The 20,016-nt window shown below is 71.2% G+C and carries 20 protein-coding genes; 19 read left to right on the top strand and 1 reads right to left on the bottom strand.

The window, feature by feature from the left end; translation table 11 throughout:
- The first annotated feature begins 9 nt into the window (after window positions 1-9).
- The 17 genes from hisS (at window position 10) to nusB (ending at window position 17,466) form a co-directional block, all read left to right on the top strand.
- Window positions 10-1,269, top strand: a complete 1,260-nt coding sequence (gene hisS / locus EV284_RS30495) for a histidine--tRNA ligase (protein ID WP_130339859.1) — start codon at window positions 10-12, stop codon at window positions 1,267-1,269.
- Between the two features lie 223 nt (window positions 1,270-1,492).
- Window positions 1,493-2,149 (top strand): vitamin K epoxide reductase family protein, encoded by a 657-nt coding sequence (locus EV284_RS30500; protein ID WP_130339861.1) that lies wholly within the window; start codon window positions 1,493-1,495, stop codon window positions 2,147-2,149.
- 60 nt (window positions 2,150-2,209) lie between these two features.
- Complete coding sequence (locus tag EV284_RS30505) at window positions 2,210-3,565, top strand: replication-associated recombination protein A (RefSeq protein ID WP_130339863.1); 1,356 nt, start codon at window positions 2,210-2,212, stop codon at window positions 3,563-3,565.
- Window positions 3,566-3,908: 343 nt separating this feature from the next.
- Window positions 3,909-4,523, top strand: coding sequence for a 30S ribosomal protein S4 (gene rpsD, locus EV284_RS30510; protein ID WP_018549020.1), 615 nt, complete (start codon window positions 3,909-3,911; stop codon window positions 4,521-4,523).
- 180 nt (window positions 4,524-4,703) lie between these two features.
- Window positions 4,704-5,147 carry a DUF948 domain-containing protein gene (locus EV284_RS30515; RefSeq protein WP_031180163.1) on the top strand — a complete coding sequence of 148 codons (444 nt, stop codon included), beginning with the start codon at window positions 4,704-4,706 and terminating at the stop codon, window positions 5,145-5,147.
- A gap of 8 nt (window positions 5,148-5,155) precedes the next feature.
- Window positions 5,156-5,503 (top strand): hypothetical protein, encoded by a 348-nt coding sequence (locus EV284_RS30520; protein WP_030810645.1) that lies wholly within the window; start codon window positions 5,156-5,158, stop codon window positions 5,501-5,503.
- A complete protein-coding gene (gene alaS, locus EV284_RS30525; protein ID WP_130339865.1) occupies window positions 5,503-8,175 on the top strand; it encodes an alanine--tRNA ligase in 2,673 nt (890 codons plus the stop codon). The genes EV284_RS30520 and alaS overlap by 1 nt, the downstream gene beginning before the upstream one ends.
- Window positions 8,176-8,186: 11 nt before the next feature.
- On the top strand, window positions 8,187-8,651 hold the full coding sequence (ruvX, locus tag EV284_RS30530; RefSeq protein WP_130339867.1) for a Holliday junction resolvase RuvX: 465 nt from the start codon (window positions 8,187-8,189) through the stop codon (window positions 8,649-8,651).
- Between the two features lie 122 nt (window positions 8,652-8,773).
- Window positions 8,774-10,408 (top strand): endolytic transglycosylase MltG, encoded by a 1,635-nt coding sequence (gene mltG, locus EV284_RS30535; RefSeq protein ID WP_130339869.1) that lies wholly within the window; start codon window positions 8,774-8,776, stop codon window positions 10,406-10,408.
- Complete coding sequence (locus EV284_RS30540) at window positions 10,389-11,228, top strand: shikimate dehydrogenase (protein WP_130339871.1); 840 nt, start codon at window positions 10,389-10,391, stop codon at window positions 11,226-11,228. The genes mltG and EV284_RS30540 overlap by 20 nt, the downstream gene beginning before the upstream one ends.
- 179 nt (window positions 11,229-11,407) lie before the next feature.
- Window positions 11,408-12,592 (top strand): chorismate synthase, encoded by a 1,185-nt coding sequence (gene aroC, locus EV284_RS30545; protein ID WP_130339873.1) that lies wholly within the window; start codon window positions 11,408-11,410, stop codon window positions 12,590-12,592.
- A complete protein-coding gene (locus tag EV284_RS30550; RefSeq protein ID WP_130339875.1) occupies window positions 12,589-13,107 on the top strand; it encodes a shikimate kinase in 519 nt (172 codons plus the stop codon). Before aroC ends, EV284_RS30550 begins: the two co-directional genes overlap by 4 nt.
- Entirely contained in the window at window positions 13,104-14,195 is a 1,092-nt protein-coding gene (gene aroB / locus EV284_RS30555; protein ID WP_130339877.1) for a 3-dehydroquinate synthase, read from the top strand. The genes EV284_RS30550 and aroB overlap by 4 nt, the downstream gene beginning before the upstream one ends.
- 165 nt (window positions 14,196-14,360) lie before the next feature.
- On the top strand, window positions 14,361-15,236 hold the full coding sequence (locus EV284_RS30560) for a Pro-rich N-terminal domain-containing protein (RefSeq protein ID WP_130339879.1): 876 nt from the start codon (window positions 14,361-14,363) through the stop codon (window positions 15,234-15,236).
- 70 nt (window positions 15,237-15,306) lie between these two features.
- Window positions 15,307-16,413: an aminopeptidase P family protein gene (locus EV284_RS30565; RefSeq protein WP_130339881.1), complete on the top strand. Its 1,107-nt coding sequence runs from the start codon at window positions 15,307-15,309 to the stop codon at window positions 16,411-16,413.
- A gap of 49 nt (window positions 16,414-16,462) precedes the next feature.
- A complete protein-coding gene (efp, locus tag EV284_RS30570) occupies window positions 16,463-17,029 on the top strand; it encodes an elongation factor P (protein WP_130339883.1) in 567 nt (188 codons plus the stop codon).
- 2 nt (window positions 17,030-17,031) lie between these two features.
- Window positions 17,032-17,466 carry a transcription antitermination factor NusB gene (gene nusB, locus EV284_RS30575; RefSeq protein ID WP_130339885.1) on the top strand — a complete coding sequence of 145 codons (435 nt, stop codon included), beginning with the start codon at window positions 17,032-17,034 and terminating at the stop codon, window positions 17,464-17,466.
- A gap of 149 nt (window positions 17,467-17,615) precedes the next feature.
- On the opposite strand, the gene bldD is transcribed toward nusB, so the two are convergent.
- Window positions 17,616-18,116 carry a transcriptional regulator BldD gene (gene bldD / locus EV284_RS30580; protein ID WP_018549006.1) on the bottom strand — a complete coding sequence of 167 codons (501 nt, stop codon included), beginning with the start codon at window positions 18,114-18,116 and terminating at the stop codon, window positions 17,616-17,618.
- Between the two features lie 252 nt (window positions 18,117-18,368).
- On the opposite strand from bldD, the gene pyrR reads away from it, so the two are divergent.
- Window positions 18,369-18,941: a bifunctional pyr operon transcriptional regulator/uracil phosphoribosyltransferase PyrR gene (pyrR, locus tag EV284_RS30585; RefSeq protein ID WP_031180175.1), complete on the top strand. Its 573-nt coding sequence runs from the start codon at window positions 18,369-18,371 to the stop codon at window positions 18,939-18,941.
- A gap of 91 nt (window positions 18,942-19,032) precedes the next feature.
- Window positions 19,033-20,013: an aspartate carbamoyltransferase catalytic subunit gene (locus EV284_RS30590; protein ID WP_130339887.1), complete on the top strand. Its 981-nt coding sequence runs from the start codon at window positions 19,033-19,035 to the stop codon at window positions 20,011-20,013.
- Window positions 20,014-20,016 lie beyond the last annotated feature (3 nt).

Genomic DNA, 20,016 nt, shown 5'->3' on the forward strand with positions numbered 1-20,016 from the left:
GAGCTTACGTTGAGCACCTTCAAGGCCCCCAAGGGCACGTACGACCTGATCCCGCCGCAGTCCGCGCAGTACCTCGCCGTCCGGGAGGCCATCGCCGCCCCCCTGCGCAACTCCGGGTACGGCTACATCGAGACGCCGGGCTTCGAGAACGTCGAGCTGTTCGCGCGCGGTGTCGGCGAGTCCACCGACATCGTCACCAAGGAGATGTACGCCTTCGAGACCAAGGGCGGCGACCGCCTCGCCCTGCGCCCCGAAGGCACCGCCTCCGTGCTCCGCGCCGCCCTGGAGGCTAACCTGCACAAGGCGGGCAACCTCCCGGTCAAGCTCTGGTACTCCGGCTCCTACTACCGCTACGAGCGCCCGCAGAAGGGCCGTTACCGCCACTTCTCCCAGGTCGGCGCCGAGGCGATCGGTGCCGAGGACCCCGCGCTGGACGCCGAGCTGATCATCCTGGCCGACCAGGCGTACCGCTCGCTGGGCCTGCGCGAGTTCCGCATCCTGCTCAACAGCCTGGGCGACGCCGAGTGCCGTCCGGTGTACCGGGCCGCGCTCCAGGACTTCCTGCGCGGACTCGACCTCGACGAGGACACCCTGCGCCGCGCCGAGATCAACCCGCTGCGCGTCCTGGACGACAAGCGCGAGTCGGTGCAGAAGCAGCTCACCGGCGTCCCGCTGCTGCGCGACTACCTGTGCGACGCCTGCAAGGCGTACCACGAGGAGGTCCGCGAGCTGATCACCGCCGCCGGCGTCGCCTTCGAGGACGACCCCAAGCTGGTCCGCGGCCTGGACTACTACACCCGCACCACCTTCGAGTTCGTCCACGACGGCCTCGGCTCCCAGTCCGCCGTCGGCGGCGGCGGCCGGTACGACGGCCTCTCCGAGATGATCGGCGGCCCCGCGCTGCCCTCGGTCGGCTGGGCGCTCGGCGTGGACCGCACCGTCCTCGCCCTGGAGGCCGAGGGTGTGGAGCTGGACCTGCCGTCCGCCACCAGCGTCTTCGCCGTCCCGCTCGGCGAGGAGGCCCGGCGGGTGCTGTTCGCCAAGGTCACCGAGTTGCGCAAGGTCGGCGTCGCCGCCGACTTCTCCTACGGCGGCAAGGGCCTGAAGGCCGCGATGAAGGCCGCCAACCGCTCCGGCGCCCGCTACGCGCTGGTGCTCGGCGAGCGCGACCTCGCCGAGGGCCAGGTCCAGGTCAAGGACATGGAGTCCGGCGAGCAGACCGCGGTCGGCCTGAACGAGGTCGTCGCGGAGCTGGAGTCCCGGCTCTGAGCCGCCGAGCGCGGTGAGCGGCCACGGGCCGGACGGACTGCCGTCCGGCCCGTCACCGTTCGATCGCCTGTGCTGCCGTTCGGCCGGAACCGGCCGAAAATGGAGACAAGGTGCCCCGTCGGCCTCGAACTTATGCACAGCGAACGGTGCGCGAGGGCGCCTGTGCGGCACAATGACCGATGCCCGAAGCAGGTCCGATCTAGCGAGTGACGGAATCGGCGTGATGAGCAAGACGACAGTCAACGACGTCTCCACCCAGTCGGGGCCCGAGCGTTCTCGCGGCACGGCCCGCGCCGAGGGCGGCAGCCGCGCCTTCGCCCTGATGCTGGTGATCACCGGCGCGGCCGGACTGCTCGCCGCCTGGGTCATCACGCTCGACAAGTTCAAGCTGCTCGAGGCCAAGGTCGAGGGCAAGACCTTCGTCCCCGGCTGCAGCCTCAACCCCGTGGTCTCCTGCGGCAGCGTCATGGAGAGCAAGCAGGCCGCAGCCTTCGGCTTCCCCAACCCCATGCTGGGCCTGGTCGCCTACGGCATCGTGATCTGCGTCGGGGTGAGCCTGCTCGCCCGTGCCCGCTTCCCCCGCTGGTACTGGCTCACCTTCAACGCGGGCACGCTCTTCGGGGTCGGTTTCTGCACCTGGCTCCAGTTCCAGTCCCTGTACCGGATCAACGCCCTGTGCCTGTGGTGCTCGCTGGCCTGGGTCGCCACGATCATCATGTTCTGGTACGTGACCTCCTTCAACGTGCGCCAGGGCTTCCTGCCCGCCCCGCGCGCGCTGCGCTCCTTCTTCGGCGAGTTCACCTGGGTCCTGCCCGTGCTGCACATCGGCATCATCGCCATGCTGGTCCTGACCCGCTGGTGGAGTTTCTGGACGAGCTGACCGGCCGGTCCCGACCCGCGGCCGGGGTCGTTGTCAGTGGCGTGATTTAGGGTTTTCGATGTGGAAGCCGACCTGTTCACCGCCGCAGCCGAAGAACGCCAGGAGAAGGAGCCCGCGGGCAGTCCCCTGGCGGCGCGCATGCGTCCGCGCACCCTGGACGAGGTGGTGGGCCAGCGCCACCTGCTCAAGCCCGGCTCACCGCTGCGCAGACTGGTCGGAGAAGGCGGCCGGGGTCCGGCCGGACCCTCCTCGGTGATCCTCTGGGGCCCGCCCGGCACCGGCAAGACCACCCTCGCCCACGTCGTCTCCCGCGCCACCGACCAGCGCTTCGTGGAGCTGAGCGCGATCAGCGCCGGCGTCAAGGAGGTCCGCGCGGTCATCGACGGCGCCCGCCGCGCCACCGGCGGTTTCGGCAAGGAGACCGTCCTCTTCCTCGACGAGATCCACCGCTTCAGCAAGGCCCAGCAGGACTCCCTGCTCCCGGCCGTGGAGAACCGCTGGGTCACCCTGATCGCGGCCACCACCGAGAACCCGTACTTCTCGGTCATCTCCCCGCTGCTCTCCCGCTCCCTGCTGCTCACCCTCGAACCGCTCACCGACGACGACGTACGCGACCTCGTGCGCCGCGCCCTTGCCGACGAGCGGGGCCTCGGCGGGACGCTCACCCTGCCCGAGGAGTCCGAGGAGCACATCCTGCGGGTGGCCGGCGGTGACGCCCGCCGCGCCCTCACCGTGCTGGAGGCCGCCGCCGGCGCCTCCCTCGACAAGGGCGACGGCGAGATCACCCTGACCACGCTGGAGGAGACCGTCGACCGCGCGGCGGTGAAGTACGACCGAGACGGCGACCAGCACTACGACGTGGCCAGCGCCCTGATCAAGTCCATCCGGGGCTCCGACGTGGACGCCGCCCTGCACTACCTGGCCCGCATGATCGAGGCCGGCGAGGACCCCCGCTTCATCGCCCGGCGCCTGATGATCTCGGCCAGCGAGGACATCGGCGTCGCCGACCCGAACGCGCTGCCCATAGCCGTCGCGGCCGCGCAGGCCGTCGCGATGATCGGCTTCCCCGAGGCCGCGCTCACCCTCAGCCACGCCACCATCGCGCTCGCGCTCGCCCCCAAGTCCAACTCCGCGACCACCGCGATCGGCGAGGCCATGGGCGACGTGCGCAAGGGCCTCGCGGGCCCCGTCCCGCCCCACCTGCGGGACGGGCACTACCAGGGCGCCAAGAAACTGGGCCACGCCAAGGGGTACGTCTACCCGCACGACCAGGCCGACGGCATTGCCGCCCAGCAGTACGCCCCGGACGCCCTCAAGGACCGCGAGTACTACACCCCGACCCGGCACGGCGCCGAGGCGCGGTACGCGGACGCGGTCGAATGGACCAGGAAGCACCTGGGTCGAAAGCGGTCCTGAGCGCCCTGTAGACTGCCTCGAAGTGCTGAGTCCCGTGTCCGGGCCCCCGACGAGGGGGAACGGCTCACCAGAGCGGGACATCCAGCCGGAGAGTCCGGCCCCAGGGCGGGGTTCTCCAGGAGCGTCGCGCACCGTCGAAGGTGTCGCGGGCAGCCCACCACCCTCCGGCCAGCCGCCGGAACCGGTCGGTGGGCCACTCGCGTGCTGCACGTATGTGCCCAGTTCGGGGAACGGCTGCCCGGCCCGTCCGGCAAGGACAGGCAGGGTCTCCCCGGCTGCGGATGCGACCTCCCCTAACCCTGGTGAAGCCGTATTCGCATAAGAAACACGAGGTGTCGGTTCCATGGCGAACCAGTCCCGCCCCAAGGTCAAGAAGTCGCGTGCCCTCGGCATCGCGCTGACCCCGAAGGCCGTCAAGTACTTCGAGGCCCGCCCCTACCCGCCGGGCGAGCACGGCCGCGGCCGCAAGCAGAACTCGGACTACAAGGTCCGTCTGCTCGAGAAGCAGCGTCTGCGCGCGCAGTACGACGTGTCCGAGCGTCAGCTCGTCCGCGCCTACGAGCGTGCCGCCAAGGTCCAGGGCAAGACCGGTGAGGCCCTGATCATCGAGCTCGAGCGCCGCCTCGACGCGCTGGTCCTGCGTTCGGGCATCGCCCGCACGATCTACCAGGCCCGCCAGATGGTCGTCCACGGCCACATCCAGGTCAACGGCCAGAAGGTCGACAAGCCGTCCTTCCGTGTCCGTCCGGACGACGTCGTGCAGGTCCGCGACCGCTCCAAGGACAAGACGCTCTTCCAGGTCGCGCGTGAGGGTGGCTTCGCCGCCGACGGCGAGACCCCGCGTTACCTCCAGGTGAACCTCAAGGCCCTGGCGTTCCGCCTGGACCGTGAGCCGAACCGCAAGGAGATCCCGGTGATCTGCGACGAGCAGCTCGTCGTCGAGTACTACGCCCGCTGATCCCAGCCCCGGCGCAGCACCACGGCCCGTCGTCCCCCCGCCCTCCGGCGGAGGGGGCGGCGGGTTCGCGCGTTCCCGGCATCCCCGACGGAGCCCGGTAATCCGGTACGGAGCCCCACCGGTGGCGCGATAGGCTCGGTGCACGACTTTTTCGATGCTCAAGCACGTTTCAGGGAGCTGGTGCGCACAGTGTCCGGTGGAGAGGTTGCCGGGATCCTGGTGGCCGTCTTCTGGGCGATCCTGGTCTCCTTCCTCGCCGTAGCGCTGGCGAGGCTGGCCCAGACGCTCAAGGCGACCACCAAGCTCGTGGCGGACGTGACCGACCAGGCCGTCCCGCTGCTGGCGGACGCGTCCACGGCGGTGCGCTCGGCGCAGACCCAGATCGAGCGCGTCGACGCCATCGCCTCCGACGTGCAGGAGGTGACGTCGAACGCCTCCGCGCTGTCCTCCACCGTCGCCTCCACCTTCGGCGGCCCCCTGGTCAAGGTCGCCGCCTTCGGCTACGGCGTCCGCCGCGCGCTCGGCGGCCGCGACGAGGCCAAGCCCGCGAAGACGCCGCGCCGTACGGTGATCGTGGGCCGGACGGTCCCGGCCGCACGGCGGGGCAAGCGAAAGAAGGACTGAGGACCGCGATGTTCCGCCGTACGTTCTGGTTCGGCACCGGCGTCGCCGCCGGTGTGTGGGCCACCACCAAGGTCAACCGCAAGCTGAAGCAGCTCACCCCCGAGAGCCTCGCCGTCACCGCTGCCAACAAGGCGCTGGAGACCGGGCACCGGCTCAAGGACGCGGCGGTCGGCTTCGCACTCGACGTCCGCGACAACATGGTCCAGCGCGAGGCGGAGCTGGAGGAGGCGCTCGGCATCCACGAGAGCCCCGCCCTGCCGGAGCCCCGGCGGATCACCGCCATCGAGAACAACAGCAGCACAGTGAAGTACATCGAGAACACGACGTACTCGTACAACCGGAATGAGGACCACTGATGGAGTCGGCCGAGATTCGCCGCCGCTGGCTGAGCTTCTTCGAGGAGCGCGGGCACACCGTCGTCCCTTCGGCGTCGCTCATCGCGGACGACCCGACTCTGCTCCTCGTCCCGGCCGGCATGGTGCCCTTCAAGCCCTACTTCCTGGGGGAGGTCAAGCCGCCCTTCCAGCGCGCCACCAGCGTGCAGAAGTGCGTGCGCACGCCCGACATCGAAGAGGTCGGCAAGACCACCCGCCACGGCACCTTCTTCCAGATGTGCGGCAACTTCTCCTTCGGCGACTACTTCAAGGAAGGCGCCATCAAGTTCGCCTGGGAGCTGCTCACCAGCCCCCAGGACAAGGGCGGTTACGGCCTCGACCCCGAGCGCCTGTGGATCACCGTCTACAAGGACGACGACGAGGCCGAGCGCATCTGGCACGACGTCGTCGGCGTGCCCAAGGAGCGCATCCAGCGCCTGGGCATGAAGGACAACTACTGGTCCATGGGCGTCCCCGGCCCCTGCGGCCCCTGCTCCGAGATCAACTACGACCGCGGCCCCGAGTTCGGCGTCGAGGGCGGCCCCGCCGTCAACGACGAGCGGTACGTCGAGATCTGGAACCTCGTCTTCATGCAGTACGAGCGGGGCGAGGGCATCGGCAAGGACGACTTCGAGATCCTCGGGGACCTGCCGAGCCAGAACATCGACACGGGCCTCGGCCTGGAGCGCCTCGCCATGATTCTGCAGGGCGTGCAGAACATGTACGAGATCGACACCTCCATGGCCGTCATCCAGAAGGCCACCGAGCTGACCGGCGTGGCCTACGGCGACGCCCAGGCCTCGGACGTCTCGCTGCGCGTGGTCACCGACCACATGCGCACCGCCGTCATGCTGATCGGCGACGGTGTCACCCCCGGCAACGAGGGCCGCGGCTACGTGCTGCGCCGCATCATGCGCCGCGCCATCCGCAACATGCGCCTGCTGGGCGCCGAGGGTGCGGTGGTCAAGCCGCTGATCGACGTCGTGATCGCCATGATGGGCCAGCAGTACCCGGAGCTGATCACCGACCGCGAGCGCATCGAGAAGGTCGCCGTCGCCGAGGAGAACGCCTTCCTCAAGACGCTCAAGGCCGGCACCAACATCCTCGACACCGCCGTCACCGAGACCAAGCAGTCCGGCGGCAGCGTGCTCTCCGGCGACAAGGCGTTTCTGCTCCACGACACCTGGGGCTTCCCGATCGACCTGACCCTGGAGATGGCCGCCGAGCAGGGCCTCTCCGTGGACGAGACCGGGTTCCGCCGCCTGATGACGGAGCAGCGGGAGCGCGCCAAGGCCGACGCCCGCGCCAAGAAGACCGGCCACGCCGACCTCGGCGCCTACCGCGAGATCGCGGACGCCGCCGGCGCCACCGACTTCATCGGCTACAGCGACACCCAGAGCGAGACCACGATCGTCGGCATCCTCGTCGACGGCGTCTCCTCGCCGGCCGCCACCGAGGGCGACGAGGTCGAGATCGTGCTCGACCGCACCCCGTTCTACGCCGAGGGCGGTGGCCAGATCGGTGACACCGGCCGCATCAAGGTGGACACCGGTGCCGTCATCGAGGTCCGCGACACCCAGAAGCCGGTGCCGGGCGTCTACGTCCACAAGGGCGTCGTCCAGGTCGGCGAGGTCACGGTCGGCGCCAAGGCCCAGGCTTCCATCGACGCCCGCCGCCGCAAGGCCATCGCGCGCGCCCACTCGGCCACCCACCTGACCCACCAGGCGCTGCGCGACGCCCTCGGCCCGACGGCCGCCCAGGCCGGTTCGGAGAACCAGCCCGGCCGCTTCCGCTTCGACTTCGGCTCCCCGGCCGCCGTCCCGACGGCCGTGATGACCGACGTCGAGCAGAAGATCAACGAGGTGCTCTCCCGCGACCTGGACGTGCACGCCGAGGTCATGGGCATCGACGAGGCCAAGAAGCAGGGCGCCATCGCCGAGTTCGGCGAGAAGTACGGCGAGCGGGTCCGCGTGGTCACCATCGGCGACTTCTCCAAGGAGCTGTGCGGCGGCACGCACGTGCACAACACCGCCCAGCTCGGCCTGGTGAAGCTGCTCGGCGAGTCCTCCATCGGCTCCGGCGTACGCCGGATCGAGGCGCTCGTCGGCATGGACGCCTACAACTTCCTCGCCCGCGAGCACACGGTCGTCAACCAGCTCAGCGAGCTGATCAAGGGACGCCCGGAGGAGCTGCCGGAGAAGGTCTCCGCGATGCTCGGCAAGCTGAAGGACGCCGAGAAGGAGATCGAGAAGTTCCGCGCCGAGAAGGTGCTCCAGGCCGCCGCCGGTCTCGCCGGGTCCGCCAAGGACGTACGCGGTGTCGCCCTGGTCGCCGGTCAGGTCCCGGACGGCACCACCCCGGACGACCTGCGCAAGCTGGTGCTGGACGTGCGCGGACGCATCCAGGGCGGCCGGGCCGCCGTGGTCGCCCTGTTCACGGTGAACAACGGCAAGCCGCTCACCGTGATCGCCACCAACGAGGCGGCTCGTGAGCGCGGCCTCAAGGCCGGTGAGCTGGTCCGTACCGCCGCCAAGACCCTCGGTGGCGGCGGTGGCGGCAAGCCGGACGTCGCCCAGGGCGGCGGCCAGAACCCGGCCGCCGTCGGCGAGGCCGTCGACGCCGTCGAGCGCCTCGTCGCCGACACCGCGAAGTAGGCCGGGCCGTCATGCGCAGAGGACGCCGGCTCGCCATCGACGTCGGGGACGCCCGGATCGGGGTCGCCTCGTGCGACCCCGACGGAATCCTCGCCACGCCGGTGGAGACGGTCCCCGGCCGGGACATCCCGGCCGCGCACCGCAGGCTGCGGCAACTGGTCGAGGAGTACGAGCCGATCGAGGTCGTCGTCGGGCTCCCTCGCTCCCTCAAGGGGGGCGAGGGCCCGGCGGCGGTCAAGGTGCGCGCGTTCACCGATGAGCTGGCCCGGGGCATCAGCCCGGTGCCGGTCAGGCTGGTCGACGAGCGGATGACCACCGTGACGGCCAGTCAGGGACTGCGCGCCTCGGGCGTGAAGTCCAAGAAGGGCCGCTCCGTGATCGACCAGGCGGCCGCGGTGATCATCCTCCAGCAGGCGCTGGAATCCGAACGGGTGTCAGGTGCACCACCCGGTGAGGGCGTCGAAGTGGTCATCTGATCGCGGTGCGGTAACGTTCCGCGCGATGCGGCGGTGTTCGAACAGCCGCCGCACAGCAAGAGGCGGAAGGGAAGCCGGTCCTGGAGCCGGGCGACCGTCGGCCTCGCGGCTCTAGGGGATCGATGACTGAGTATGGCCGGGGCCCAGGCACCGAACCGTGGCATCCGGAGGACCCGCTGTACGGGGACGCCGGGTGGGGAGCGCAGGCGCCCCACGCGGGACAGCAGTACCCCTACGGCGGCCAGCCGCAGCACCCGCAGTACGACGGCTGGTCCCAGGACCAGCAGCCGCACTACGGGGGTCAGCAGTACCCCCAGTACGACGGTCAGGGCCAGCACTTCGATCCCCAGCAGACCGGGCAGCACCCGCATCCCCAGCAGCACCAGGGCGGCTGGGACGCCACGGGTACGCACGGCCATGTGCCCTACGCCGCCGATCCGGGCGACCCCTATGGGCAGCACCCCGTCGCCTACGGCGCCGAGCAGCCCGACCTCTACGGCACCGAGGACGCCTACCCCCCGCCCCAGCCCCCCGGCCACCGGGACCCGGAGCCCGCACACGAGCCCGGCTGGGACCCCCGGGGCGACGACGAGCACCCCACGCCCCCCGGGGACGACGACGGCACGGCGGAACCCGCCGAGCGGCGCGGCAAGGGCCGCAAGCCCGTCAAGAGCAAGAAGGGCCGCACCGGCTGCGCCCTGATGGTCGTCGTCCTCGTCTTCGGCGGCGGCCTCGGCGGCGTCGCCTACTTCGGCTACCAGTTCTACAAAAATCGTTTCGCCCCCGCCCCGGACTACGCGGGCAGCGGCAACGGCGAGGCGGTGACGGTCGAGATCCCCAAGGGTGCGGTCGGCGCCGACATCGGCCGCAAACTGAAGGAGGCCGGCGTCGTCGAGAGCGTCGACGCCTTCGTCTCGGCCCAGCTCGCCAACCCCAAGGGCAAGTCCCTCCAGGACGGCGTCTACACCCTCCAGAAGCACATGTCCGCCGCCAGCGCGGTGGAGCTGATGCTCAGCCCGAAGAGCCGCAACAACCTGATCATCGCCGAGGGCACCCGCAACGCGGCCGTCTACGCGCTGATCGACAAGCGGCTGAAGCTGGCGAACGGCACCACCCAGAAGGTGGCCGCCAAGGAGTACAAGTCCCTCGGCCTGCCCACGTGGGCGCTCAACCACCCCGGTCTGAAGGACCCGCTGGAGGGCTTCCTCTTCCCGTCCAGCTACGCGGTCGGCAAGGACCAGAAGCCCAAGGACGTCCTGAAGGCGATGGTCGGCCGGGCCAACGACAAGTACACCGCTCTGGGCCTGGACAAGAAGGCGCCGGACGTCGGGCTCGAATCGCCGTGGCAGCTCCTGACCGTGGCCAGCCTCGTGCAGGCGGAAGGCAAGACGCACGACGACTTCCGCAAGATGGCGGAAGTGATCTACAACCGTCTGAAGCCCGACAACACCGAGACCAACGGGCTGCTCCAGTTCGACTCGACCTACAACTACCTCAAGGGCGCGAGCAACATCCACATCTCCCTCAAGGAGATCTACGGGGACAAGAACCCGTACAACACCTACACCAACAAGGGTCTGCCGCCCGGTCCGATCGGAAACCCCGGTGACGAGGCGCTCGGGGCGGCGCTGGACCCGACGGACGAGGGCTGGATGTACTTCGTCGCGACCGACGGCATGAGCAAGACCGAGTTCGCGAAGACCAACGCGGAATTCCAGAAGCTGACGGAAAAGTTCAATGCAAACTCGGGCCACTGACCCCCGCCGCGCCGCGGTGCTCGGCAAGCCCATCGCCCACTCGCTCTCCCCGGTGCTGCACCGGGCCGCGTACGCGGAACTCGGGCTCGACAACTGGTCGTACGACCGGTTCGAGGTGGACGAGGCGGGGCTGGCCGGGTTCTTCGAGGGGCTCGGGCCCGAGTGGGCCGGGTTGTCGCTGACGATGCCGCTCAAGCGGGCCGTCATGCCCCTGCTGGACGAGGTCGGTGAGACGGCGGCCTCCGTGGACGCGGTCAACACCGTGGTGTTCACGGAGGACGGGCGCAAGATCGGGGACAACACCGACATCCCCGGCATGGTGGCCGCGCTGCGCGAGCACGGGATCGAGGAGGTGGAGTCCGCCGCCGTCCTCGGCGCCGGCGCCACCGCCTCCTCCGCGCTCGCCGCGCTCGCCCGGATCTGCCCGGGCGAGGTCGTCGTGTACGTCCGCAGTGCCGCCCGCGCCGCCGAGATGCGGGAGTGGGGCGAGCGCCTCGACATGGACGTCCGCACCGCCGACTGGGCGGACGCCGCCGAGGCCCTGCACGCGCCCCTGGTGATCGCCACCACCCCCGCGGGCGCCGCGGACGCCCTGGCCACCGCCGTACCCGAGCGCCCCACCACCCTCTTCGACGTGCTCTACGACCCCTGGCCCACCGAGCTGGCCGCCCGCTGGTCGATGTTCGGCGGGGCCGTGGTCGGCGGTCTGGACCTGCTGGTCCACCAGGCCGTGCTCCAGGTGGAGCGGATGACCGGTCGCACCCCGGCCCCGCTGGAGGCCATGCGCCGGGCGGGCGAACGGGCCCTCGCCGCCCGCTGACCGGCCGCCCGCCCTCCCCCCTGCCCGGGTCCCGAAATCCGGACCGAGGCCCGGATACCGGGCCCGGCGTGGGAGGATCGGAGGTGGCGGGCCGGGATCGCGCACCCGGCCGGGCCGCCGCCGTACGCGCGGACACGCGTAAGCGGGGCAGTGCCGGGCGCGAAATCTGAGGAGCAACGTTGAGCAGGCTGCGTTGGCTGACCGCGGGGGAGTCCCACGGTCCCGCACTCGTCGCGACGCTGGAGGGACTTCCCGCCGGCGTGCCGATCACCACGGAGATGGTGGCGGATCATCTGGCGCGGCGGCGGCTCGGCTACGGGCGTGGCGCGCGGATGAAGTTCGAGCGTGACGAGGTCACGTTCCTCGGCGGTGTGCGGCACGGGCTCACGCTCGGCTCCCCGGTGGCGGTCATGGTGGGCAACACCGAGTGGCCGAAGTGGGAGCAGGTCATGGCGGCCGACCCGGTGGACGAGGAGGTGCTGGCCGGCCTGGCGCGCAACGCCCCGCTGACCCGCCCCCGACCCGGCCACGCGGACCTCGCCGGCATGCAGAAGTACGGCTTCGACGAGGCCCGGCCGATCCTGGAGCGGGCCTCCGCGCGGGAGACGGCGGCCCGGGTCGCGCTGGGCGCGGTCGCGCGGTCGTACCTGAAGGAGACCGCCGGGATCGAGATCGTCAGCCACGTCGTGGAGCTGGCCGCCGCGAAGGCGCCGTACGGCGTGTACCCGACGCCCGCCGACGTCGAGCGGCTCGACGAGGACCCGGTGCGCTGCCTGGACGCGGACGCCTCCAAGGCGATGGTCGCGGAGATCGACCAGGCCCACAAGGACGGCGACACCCTCGGCGGCGTGGTCGAGGTGCTGGCGTACGGCGTCCCGGTCGGACTCGGCTCGCACGTGCACTGGGACCGCAGGCTGGACGCCCGGCTCGCGGCCGCCCTCATGGGCATCCAGGCGATCAAGGGCGTCGAGGTCGGCGACGGCTTCGACCTGGCCCGGGTGCCGGGCTCGAAGGCGCACGACGAGATCCTCAGCACCCCCGAGGGCATCAAGCGCGCCACCGGCCGCTCCGGCGGCACCGAGGGCGGTCTGACCACCGGTGAGCTGCTGCGGGTGCGGGCGGCGATGAAGCCGATCGCCACCGTGCCGCGCGCGCTGGCCACGATCGACGTCGCCACCGGCGAGGCCGCGCAGGCCCACCACCAGCGCTCCGACGTGTGCGCGGTCCCGGCCGCCGGCATCGTGGCCGAGGCGATGGTGGCCCTGGTCCTCGCGGACGCGGTCGCGGAGAAGTTCGGCGGCGACAGCGTGGCCGAGACCCGGCGCAACGTCCGCTCCTACCTCGACAACCTGGCGATCGGATGAGCACCGCGCCCGTGGTCGTCCTGGTGGGACCGATGGGCGTCGGCAAGTCCACCGTCGGACGGCTGCTGGCCGACCGGCTGGGCGCCGCGTTCCGGGACACCGACGACGACATCGTGGCCGCCCAGGGCCGCACCATCGCCGAGATCTTCGTGGACGACGGCGAGGACGCCTTCCGCGCGCTGGAGAAGCGCGCGGTGGCCGAGGCGGTCGCCGGGCACGCGGGCGTCCTCGCGCTGGGCGGCGGCGCCGTCCTCGACGCGGACACCCGGGCGCTGCTGACCGCGCAGCGGGTGGTCTACCTCTCGATGGACGTCGAGGAGGCCGTGCGCCGCACCGGGCTGAACGCCGCCCGCCCGCTGCTCGCCGTCAACCCGCGCCAGCAGTGGCGCGCGCTGATGGAGGCCCGCCGCCATCTGTACGAAGAGGTCGCCACCGCCGTCGTGCCGACCGACGGACGCGGCCCCGAGGACGTCGCCCGAGCCGTCCTGGACGCACTGGAGTTGAAGGAAGCATGAGCGAGGAAGTCACCCGCATCCAGATCGCCGGGACGGCGGGCACCGACCCCTACGAGGTCCTGGTGGGCCGCCAGTTGCTGGGCGAGCTGGCCGGACTGATCGGCCAGAAGGCCAAGCGGGTCGCCGTCATCCACCCCGAGGCGCTCGCCGGGACCGGCGACGCGCTCCGCGCCGACCTGGCGGAGCAGGGGTACGAGGCGGTCGCCATCCAGGTGCCCAACGCCGAGGAGGCGAAGACCGCCGAGGTCGCCGCCTACTGCTGGAAGGCACTCGGCCAGTCCGGCTTCACCCGCACCGACGTGGTCGTGGGCGTCGGCGGCGGTGCCACCACCGACCTCGCCGGCTTCGTCGCGGCGACCTGGCTGCGCGGGGTGCGCTGGATCGCCGTACCCACCACCGTGCTCGCCATGGTGGACGCGGCGGTCGGCGGCAAGACCGGCATCAACACCGCCGAGGGCAAGAACCTCGTCGGTGCCTTCCACCCCCCGGCCGGTGTCCTGTGCGACCTGGCCGCGCTGGACTCCCTGCCGGTGCACGACTACGTCTCCGGGCTCGCGGAGGTCATCAAGGCCGGTTTCATCGCCGACCCGGTGATCCTCGACCTGATCGAGTCCGACCCGGAGGCCGCCCGCACCCCGGCCGGTCCGCACACCGCCGAGCTGATCGAGCGCTCGATCCGGGTCAAGGCGGACGTGGTCTCCTCCGACCTCAAGGAGTCCGGCCGCCGGGAGATCCTCAACTACGGCCACACGCTCGGGCACGCCATCGAGAAGAACGAGCGCTACAAGTGGCGGCACGGCGCGGCCGTCGCCGTCGGTATGCACTTCGCCGCCGAACTGGGCCGTCTGGCAGGGCGGTTGGACGACGCGACCGCCGACCGGCACCGCGCGGTCCTGGAGTCCGTCGGCCTGCCCCTGCACTACCGCTACGACCAGTGGCCCAAGCTGGTGGAGGCGATGAAGGTCGACAAGAAGTCCCGCGGGGACATGCTGCGCTTCATCGTCCTGGACGGCCTCGCCCGGCCCACCGTGCTGGAGGGCCCCGACCCGGCCGTCCTCCTCGCCGCCTACGGCGAGGTCGGCCAGTAGGTCCCGTACCGCCCGGAGTGCCCGATTCCCCACCCGGAGCGGGCACTTCGCACCGCCCCCGGCCGTTTCACCAATCGACGGCCGGGGGCGGTACCGTTCGGTAGGGTGCGGGCTCCGTACCCGCCTTCCGGCGCCGAGTGTGTGTACGAGATGGAGTGGCAACGGATGCAGCACGCAGTGGGATCTCCGCTGCCGCCGCCCCACCAGCCGGGGCACGGGCCGCACACCACCTGGGCACCGGCCGCGGGGGCGCCCCAGGGCCCCGGCGTCCCGCCACCCGGTTTCTCGGGTCCCGTACCGCCCGCGCCGCCGGCTCTGCCCGCGCAGGCCCCGGTTCCACCGCACCCGGCCCCCCAGCACCCGGCCCCCCAGCACCCGGTGGCGCCGCCCGCGCCCGACGCCTCCGGGCATGTGACGCTGCCGCCGGGCGGCCCTGTCGGCGTCCCCGCGGCGCCGCCCCACATGACGGCGCCCGACCCCGGAGCCACCACGCTCGCCGTGCTGCTGATCGGTCCGGCGGGCGCGGGGAAGACCAGCGTGGCCAAGTACTGGGCCGACCACCGACGGGCCGCCACCGCCCACATCAGCCTGGACGACGTCCGCGAGTGGGTCCGCTCCGGCTTCGCCGACCCCCAGACCGGGTGGAACGACCACTCCGAGGCCCAGTACCGCCTGGCCCGCCGCACCTGCGGCTTCGCCGCCCGCAACTTCCTGGCCAACGGGATCTCCTGCATCCTCGACGACGCGGTCTTCCCGGACCGCCCGGTGGTGGGTCTCGGCGGCTGGAAGCGCCATGTGGGCCCCGGCCTGCTCCCGGTGGTGCTGCTGCCCGGGCTGGACATCGTCCTGGAGCGCAACGCCGAGCGCTCGGGCAACCGCCGCCTCACCGACGAGGAGGTGGCCCGCATCCACGGCCGCATGGCCGGCTGGTACGGCTCCGGGCTGCCCATCATCGACAACTCCCAGCTGGACGTCCCCGGCACCGCACGGGTCCTCGACGAGGTGCTGGCCCGCGCGATCGCCAGCCCGCCGAACTGGTAGGGACACCGGCCGCACCCCACTCGGCCCCCGCCAACCGGCACAAACCGGGCACAACTTCTACGCTCGTCTCATGTCAGAGGTGTACGCGACCCGCCGATCCCGGCTGAGGGAACGCTGCAACGCGGCCGGTACCGCGGCAGCGCTCATCTCCCGCCCCGCCAATGTGCGCTACCTGGCGGGCGCCGCGCCCCAGGGCGCCGTCCTGCTGCTCGGCAGGGACCAGGACCAGTTGGTGTGCCCCGTCCCGCCGGAGGACCGGCCCGCGGACGGGCGCCCCGACGAGTCCCTGGTCCTGCACATCCTGTCCGCGCCCGGCCGCGATCCGGCCGTGGCCGCCGCCGACCTGGCCGGGAGCCAGGGCAGCGAGGCCCTCGCCGTGGAGGAGCACCACCTCACCGTCGCCCGGTACCGGGCCCTGGACGCCGTGGCGCCCAAGGTGCGCCTCGCCGGGCTCGGTACGGCCGTGGAGCAGCTCAGGCTGATCAAGGACGAGGAGGAGATCTCCTGTCTGCGCATCGGCGCCGAGATCGCCGACCAGGCCCTCGGCGAGCTGCTGGAGTCCATCCTGGTCGGTCGCACCGAGCGCCACCTCGCGCTGGAGCTGGAGCGCCGGCTGGTCGACCACGGCGCTGAGGGGCCCGCCTTCCCGACCTCCGTCGCCACCGGCCCCAACTCCGGCCGCCCGGGCCACCGCCCCACCGACCGGCGGGTGGAGGAGGGTGACTTCCTCTCCGTCTGCCTGGGCGCCGCCTACCGCGGTTACCGGTGCGAGATCGGCCGGACCTTCGTCATCGGCACCTCGCCGGCCGACTGGCAGGTCGAGCTGTACGACCTGGTCTTCGCAGCCCAACGGGCCGGTCGCGAGGCCCTCGCGCCCGGTGCAGCCTGCCGTGACGTGGACCGTGCCGCGCGCCAGGTGCTGGACTCCGCCGGGCACGGCGCGGCCCTCCAGCCGGCCACCGGACACGGGGTCGGGCTCGAAATCGACGAGGACCCGCAGCTCGCCCCCGCGGCCATGGGTAAACTTGACGCTTGCGTGCCGGTCACCGTCGAGCCGGGGGTCCACCTTCCGGGCCGGGGCGGAGTCCGGATCGATGACACGCTCGTCGTCCGCCCCGAGGCGGACGGCGGACCCGAGCTACTCACCATCACGACCAAGGAACTGCTCGCCCTGTAGACAGGTGCGTGCGCCGGGGTCGTACGTCAGTCCAGGAGATTCCGCAACCGTGGCTTCCACGAACGACCTCAAGAACGGCATGGTGCTCAAGCTCGACGGGGGCCAGCTTTGGTCCGTCGTCGAGTTCCAGCACGTCAAGCCCGGTAAGGGCCCGGCCTTCGTGCGCACCAAGCTCAAGAACGTCCTCTCCGGCAAGGTGGTCGACAAGACCTTCAACGCCGGTGTCAAGGTCGAGACGGCCACCGTCGACAAGCGCGACATGCAGTACTCGTACAAGGACGGCGAGTACTTCGTCTTCATGGACATGGAGACGTACGACCAGCTCCACATCGACCCGAAGGCCGTCGGCGACGCCGCGAACTTCCTGATCGAGGGCTTCACCGCCGTCGTCGCCCAGCACGAGGGCGAGGTGCTCTTCGTGGAGCTGCCGGCCGCCGTCGAGCTGGTCATCCAGGAGACCGAGCCGGGCGTCCAGGGCGACCGCTCCACCGGTGGCACCAAGCCCGCCACCCTGGAGACCGGCCACCAGATCCAGGTCCCGCTCTTCATCACGACCGGCGAGAAGATCAAGGTCGACACCCGCACGAGCGACTACCTCGGCCGGGTGAACAGCTAACCGTGGCCGCCCGCAACACGGCCCGCAAGCGCGCCTTCCAGATCCTCTTCGAGGGTGACCAGCGCGGCACCGATGTCATCACGGTCCTCGCCGACTGGGTCCGGCTCTCCCGGAGCGACACCCGGCAGCCCCCCGTCAGCGAGTACACCATGCAGCTCGTCGAGGGGTACGCCGAGCGTGCCCGCCGCATCGACGACCTGATCGCCCAGTACGCGGTGGGCTGGACGCTCGACCGGATGCCGGTCGTCGACCGCAACCTGCTGCGCCTCGGCGCGTACGAGCTCATCTGGGAGGACGAGACCCCGGACGCGGTCGTCCTCGACGAGATGGTGCAGCTCGCGAAGGAGTTCTCGACGGACGACTCGCCGGCCTTCGTGAACGGCCTCCTGGGCCGCTTCAAGGAGCTGAAGCCCGGCCTGCGCCGGGACGAGGCGTAACCGGTACGACAAAGACGCCGGAGGCCCGCAGCACGCCTGCTGCGGGCCTCCGGCGTTCCTGTGGGGCATAGAAAGAACCGCCGGGGTGTCAGGGAAGGTCTCCCTGACACCCCGGCGGCACGTTTCTGCTGCTGAACCCCGCGGAGCGGCTAGCTGTCCTCGTGGGCGACCGCGCGGCGCGCGTCCGCGTCCAGGACGCCCCAGCTGATGAGCTGCTCGGTGAGGACCGAGGGGGACTGGTCGTAGATGACGGCGAGGGTGCGCAGGTCGTCCTGGCGGATCGACAGCACCTTGCCGTTGTAGTCGCCGCGCTGGGACTGGATCGTCGCCGCGTAGCGCTGGAGGGGGCCCGCCTTCTCGGCCGGCACGGTGGCCAGCCGCTCCAGGTCCAGGACCAGCTTCGGCGGCGGCTCGGCGGCCCCGCCCGGCGTGGTTCCCGGCAGCAGCTCCTGCACCGGAACGCCGTAGAAATCGGCCAGCTCGGCCAGGCGCTGCACGGTCACGGCACGGTCGCCGCGCTCGTAGGAACCGACCACCACGGCCTTCCAGCGCCCCTGGGACTTCTCCTCGACACCGTGGAGGGAAAGGCCCTGCTGGGTGCGGATGGCCCGGAGCTTGGCCCCGAGCTGTTTGGCGTATTCGCTGGACATATAGCTCCCCGGACACTGTGTAGACGCGGGCGGCAGGTGATCCCACCGCGCGGCTGGTAACTCACTGTGAGGTTACGCAGCGTGATTCTCCTGCGTCAAGCCGAATGGTCCACACCGACTCTTCCGTGGTAGTGGCCGCCCATTGGGCCAAGTGGGTGAAGAAGCCGCTCCGGCGACCTGCTAGGGTGGTTGGCGCAAATCCGACGTCCTTTAAGGTCCGTCCCGTGAGGCGGAGAAGGAGGTCCGTTTCGTATGGACACGCACGCCAATCCGCTGAACTCCGATGCCCGGCCCGTACTCGAAGGCCCGGACATCGCCCGCGTTCTGACCCGCATCGCCCACGAGATCGTCGAACGCGCCAAGGGCGCCGACGACGTGGTGCTCCTCGGCATCCCCACGCGAGGCGTCTTCCTCGCCCAGCGGCTCGCCGTCAAGCTGGAGCAGGTCACCGGCCGGAAGATCCCGGTCGGCTCGCTCGACATCACGATGTACCGCGACGACCTGCGCATGCACCCTCCCCGCGCCCTCGCCCGCACCGAGATCCCCGGTGAGGGTGTCGACGGCCGCCTCGTCGTGCTCGTCGACGACGTGCTCTTCTCCGGCCGCACCATCCGCGCCGCCCTCGACGCCCTGAACGACATCGGGCGCCCCCGCGCGGTGCAGCTCGCCGTCCTCGTCGACCGCGGACACCGGGAGCTCCCGATCCGCGCCGACTACGTCGGCAAGAACCTCCCCACGTCGCTGCGGGAGACGGTCAAGGTCCAGCTCGCCGAGGAGGACGGACGGGACACCGTGCTGCTCGGTGCCAAGTCTGCCGACCAGTAGCGCCGACGGGTGCCCGGCCGCTTCGGCGTGCCCCGGCGCACCCCGGTCCGCCCGAAACCTCCCGTATTAACTGCCTTACGGAGCCTGACAGATGCAGCGTCATCTCATCTCGGCCGCCGACCTCACCCGCGACGACGCCGTCCTGATCCTCGACACCGCCGAGGAGATGGCCCGGGTCGCGGACCGGCCGATCAAGAAACTGCCGACCCTGCGCGGCCGCACGGTCTGCAACCTCTTCTTCGAGGACTCGACCCGCACCCGGATCTCCTTCGAGGCCGCCGAGAAGCGCCTCTCCGCCGACGTCATCAACTTCGCTGCCAAGGGCTCCAGCGTCTCCAAGGGCGAGTCGCTGAAGGACACCGCCCAGACGCTGGAGGCGATGGGCGTGGACGCCGTCGTCATCCGGCACAGCGCCTCGGGCGCCCCCTACCGCCTCGCCAACTCGGGCTGGATCGACGCCCCGGTCATCAACGCCGGCGACGGCACCCACCAGCACCCCACCCAGGCCCTGCTGGACGCCTTCACCATGCGCCGCCGGCTGGTCGGCGCCGACGCCGGGCTCGGCCGGGACCTCGACGGCAAGCGCGTCACCCTCGTCGGCGACGTCCTGCACAGCCGGGTCGCCCGCTCCAACGTGGACCTGCTGCACACCCTGGGCGCCGAGGTCACCCTGGTCGCCCCGCCCACCCTGCTGCCGGTCGGTGTGGAGACCTGGCCCTGCGAGGTCTCCTACGACCTGGACTCCACGCTGCCCAAGTCCGACGCGGTGATGATGCTCCGCGTCCAGCGCGAGCGGATGAACGCCGCGTTCTTCCCCACCGAGCGCGAGTACTCCCGCCGCTACGGCCTCGACGGCGACCGCATGGCCAAGCTGCCGGACCACGCCATCGTGATGCACCCCGGCCCGATGGTCCGGGGCATGGAGATCACCGCCGAGGTGGCCGACTCCGACCGCTGCACGGTCGTGGAGCAGGTCGCCAACGGCGTCTCCATCCGCATGGCCGTCCTCTACCTGCTGCTCGGCGGCAACGAGCCCGCCGGCACCGCCCACCTTCGTACCGAGGAGAAGTAAGAC

It is taken from the genome of Streptomyces sp. BK022 (assembly GCF_004217355.1).
Classification (GTDB): domain Bacteria; phylum Actinomycetota; class Actinomycetes; order Streptomycetales; family Streptomycetaceae; genus Streptomyces; species Streptomyces griseoluteus.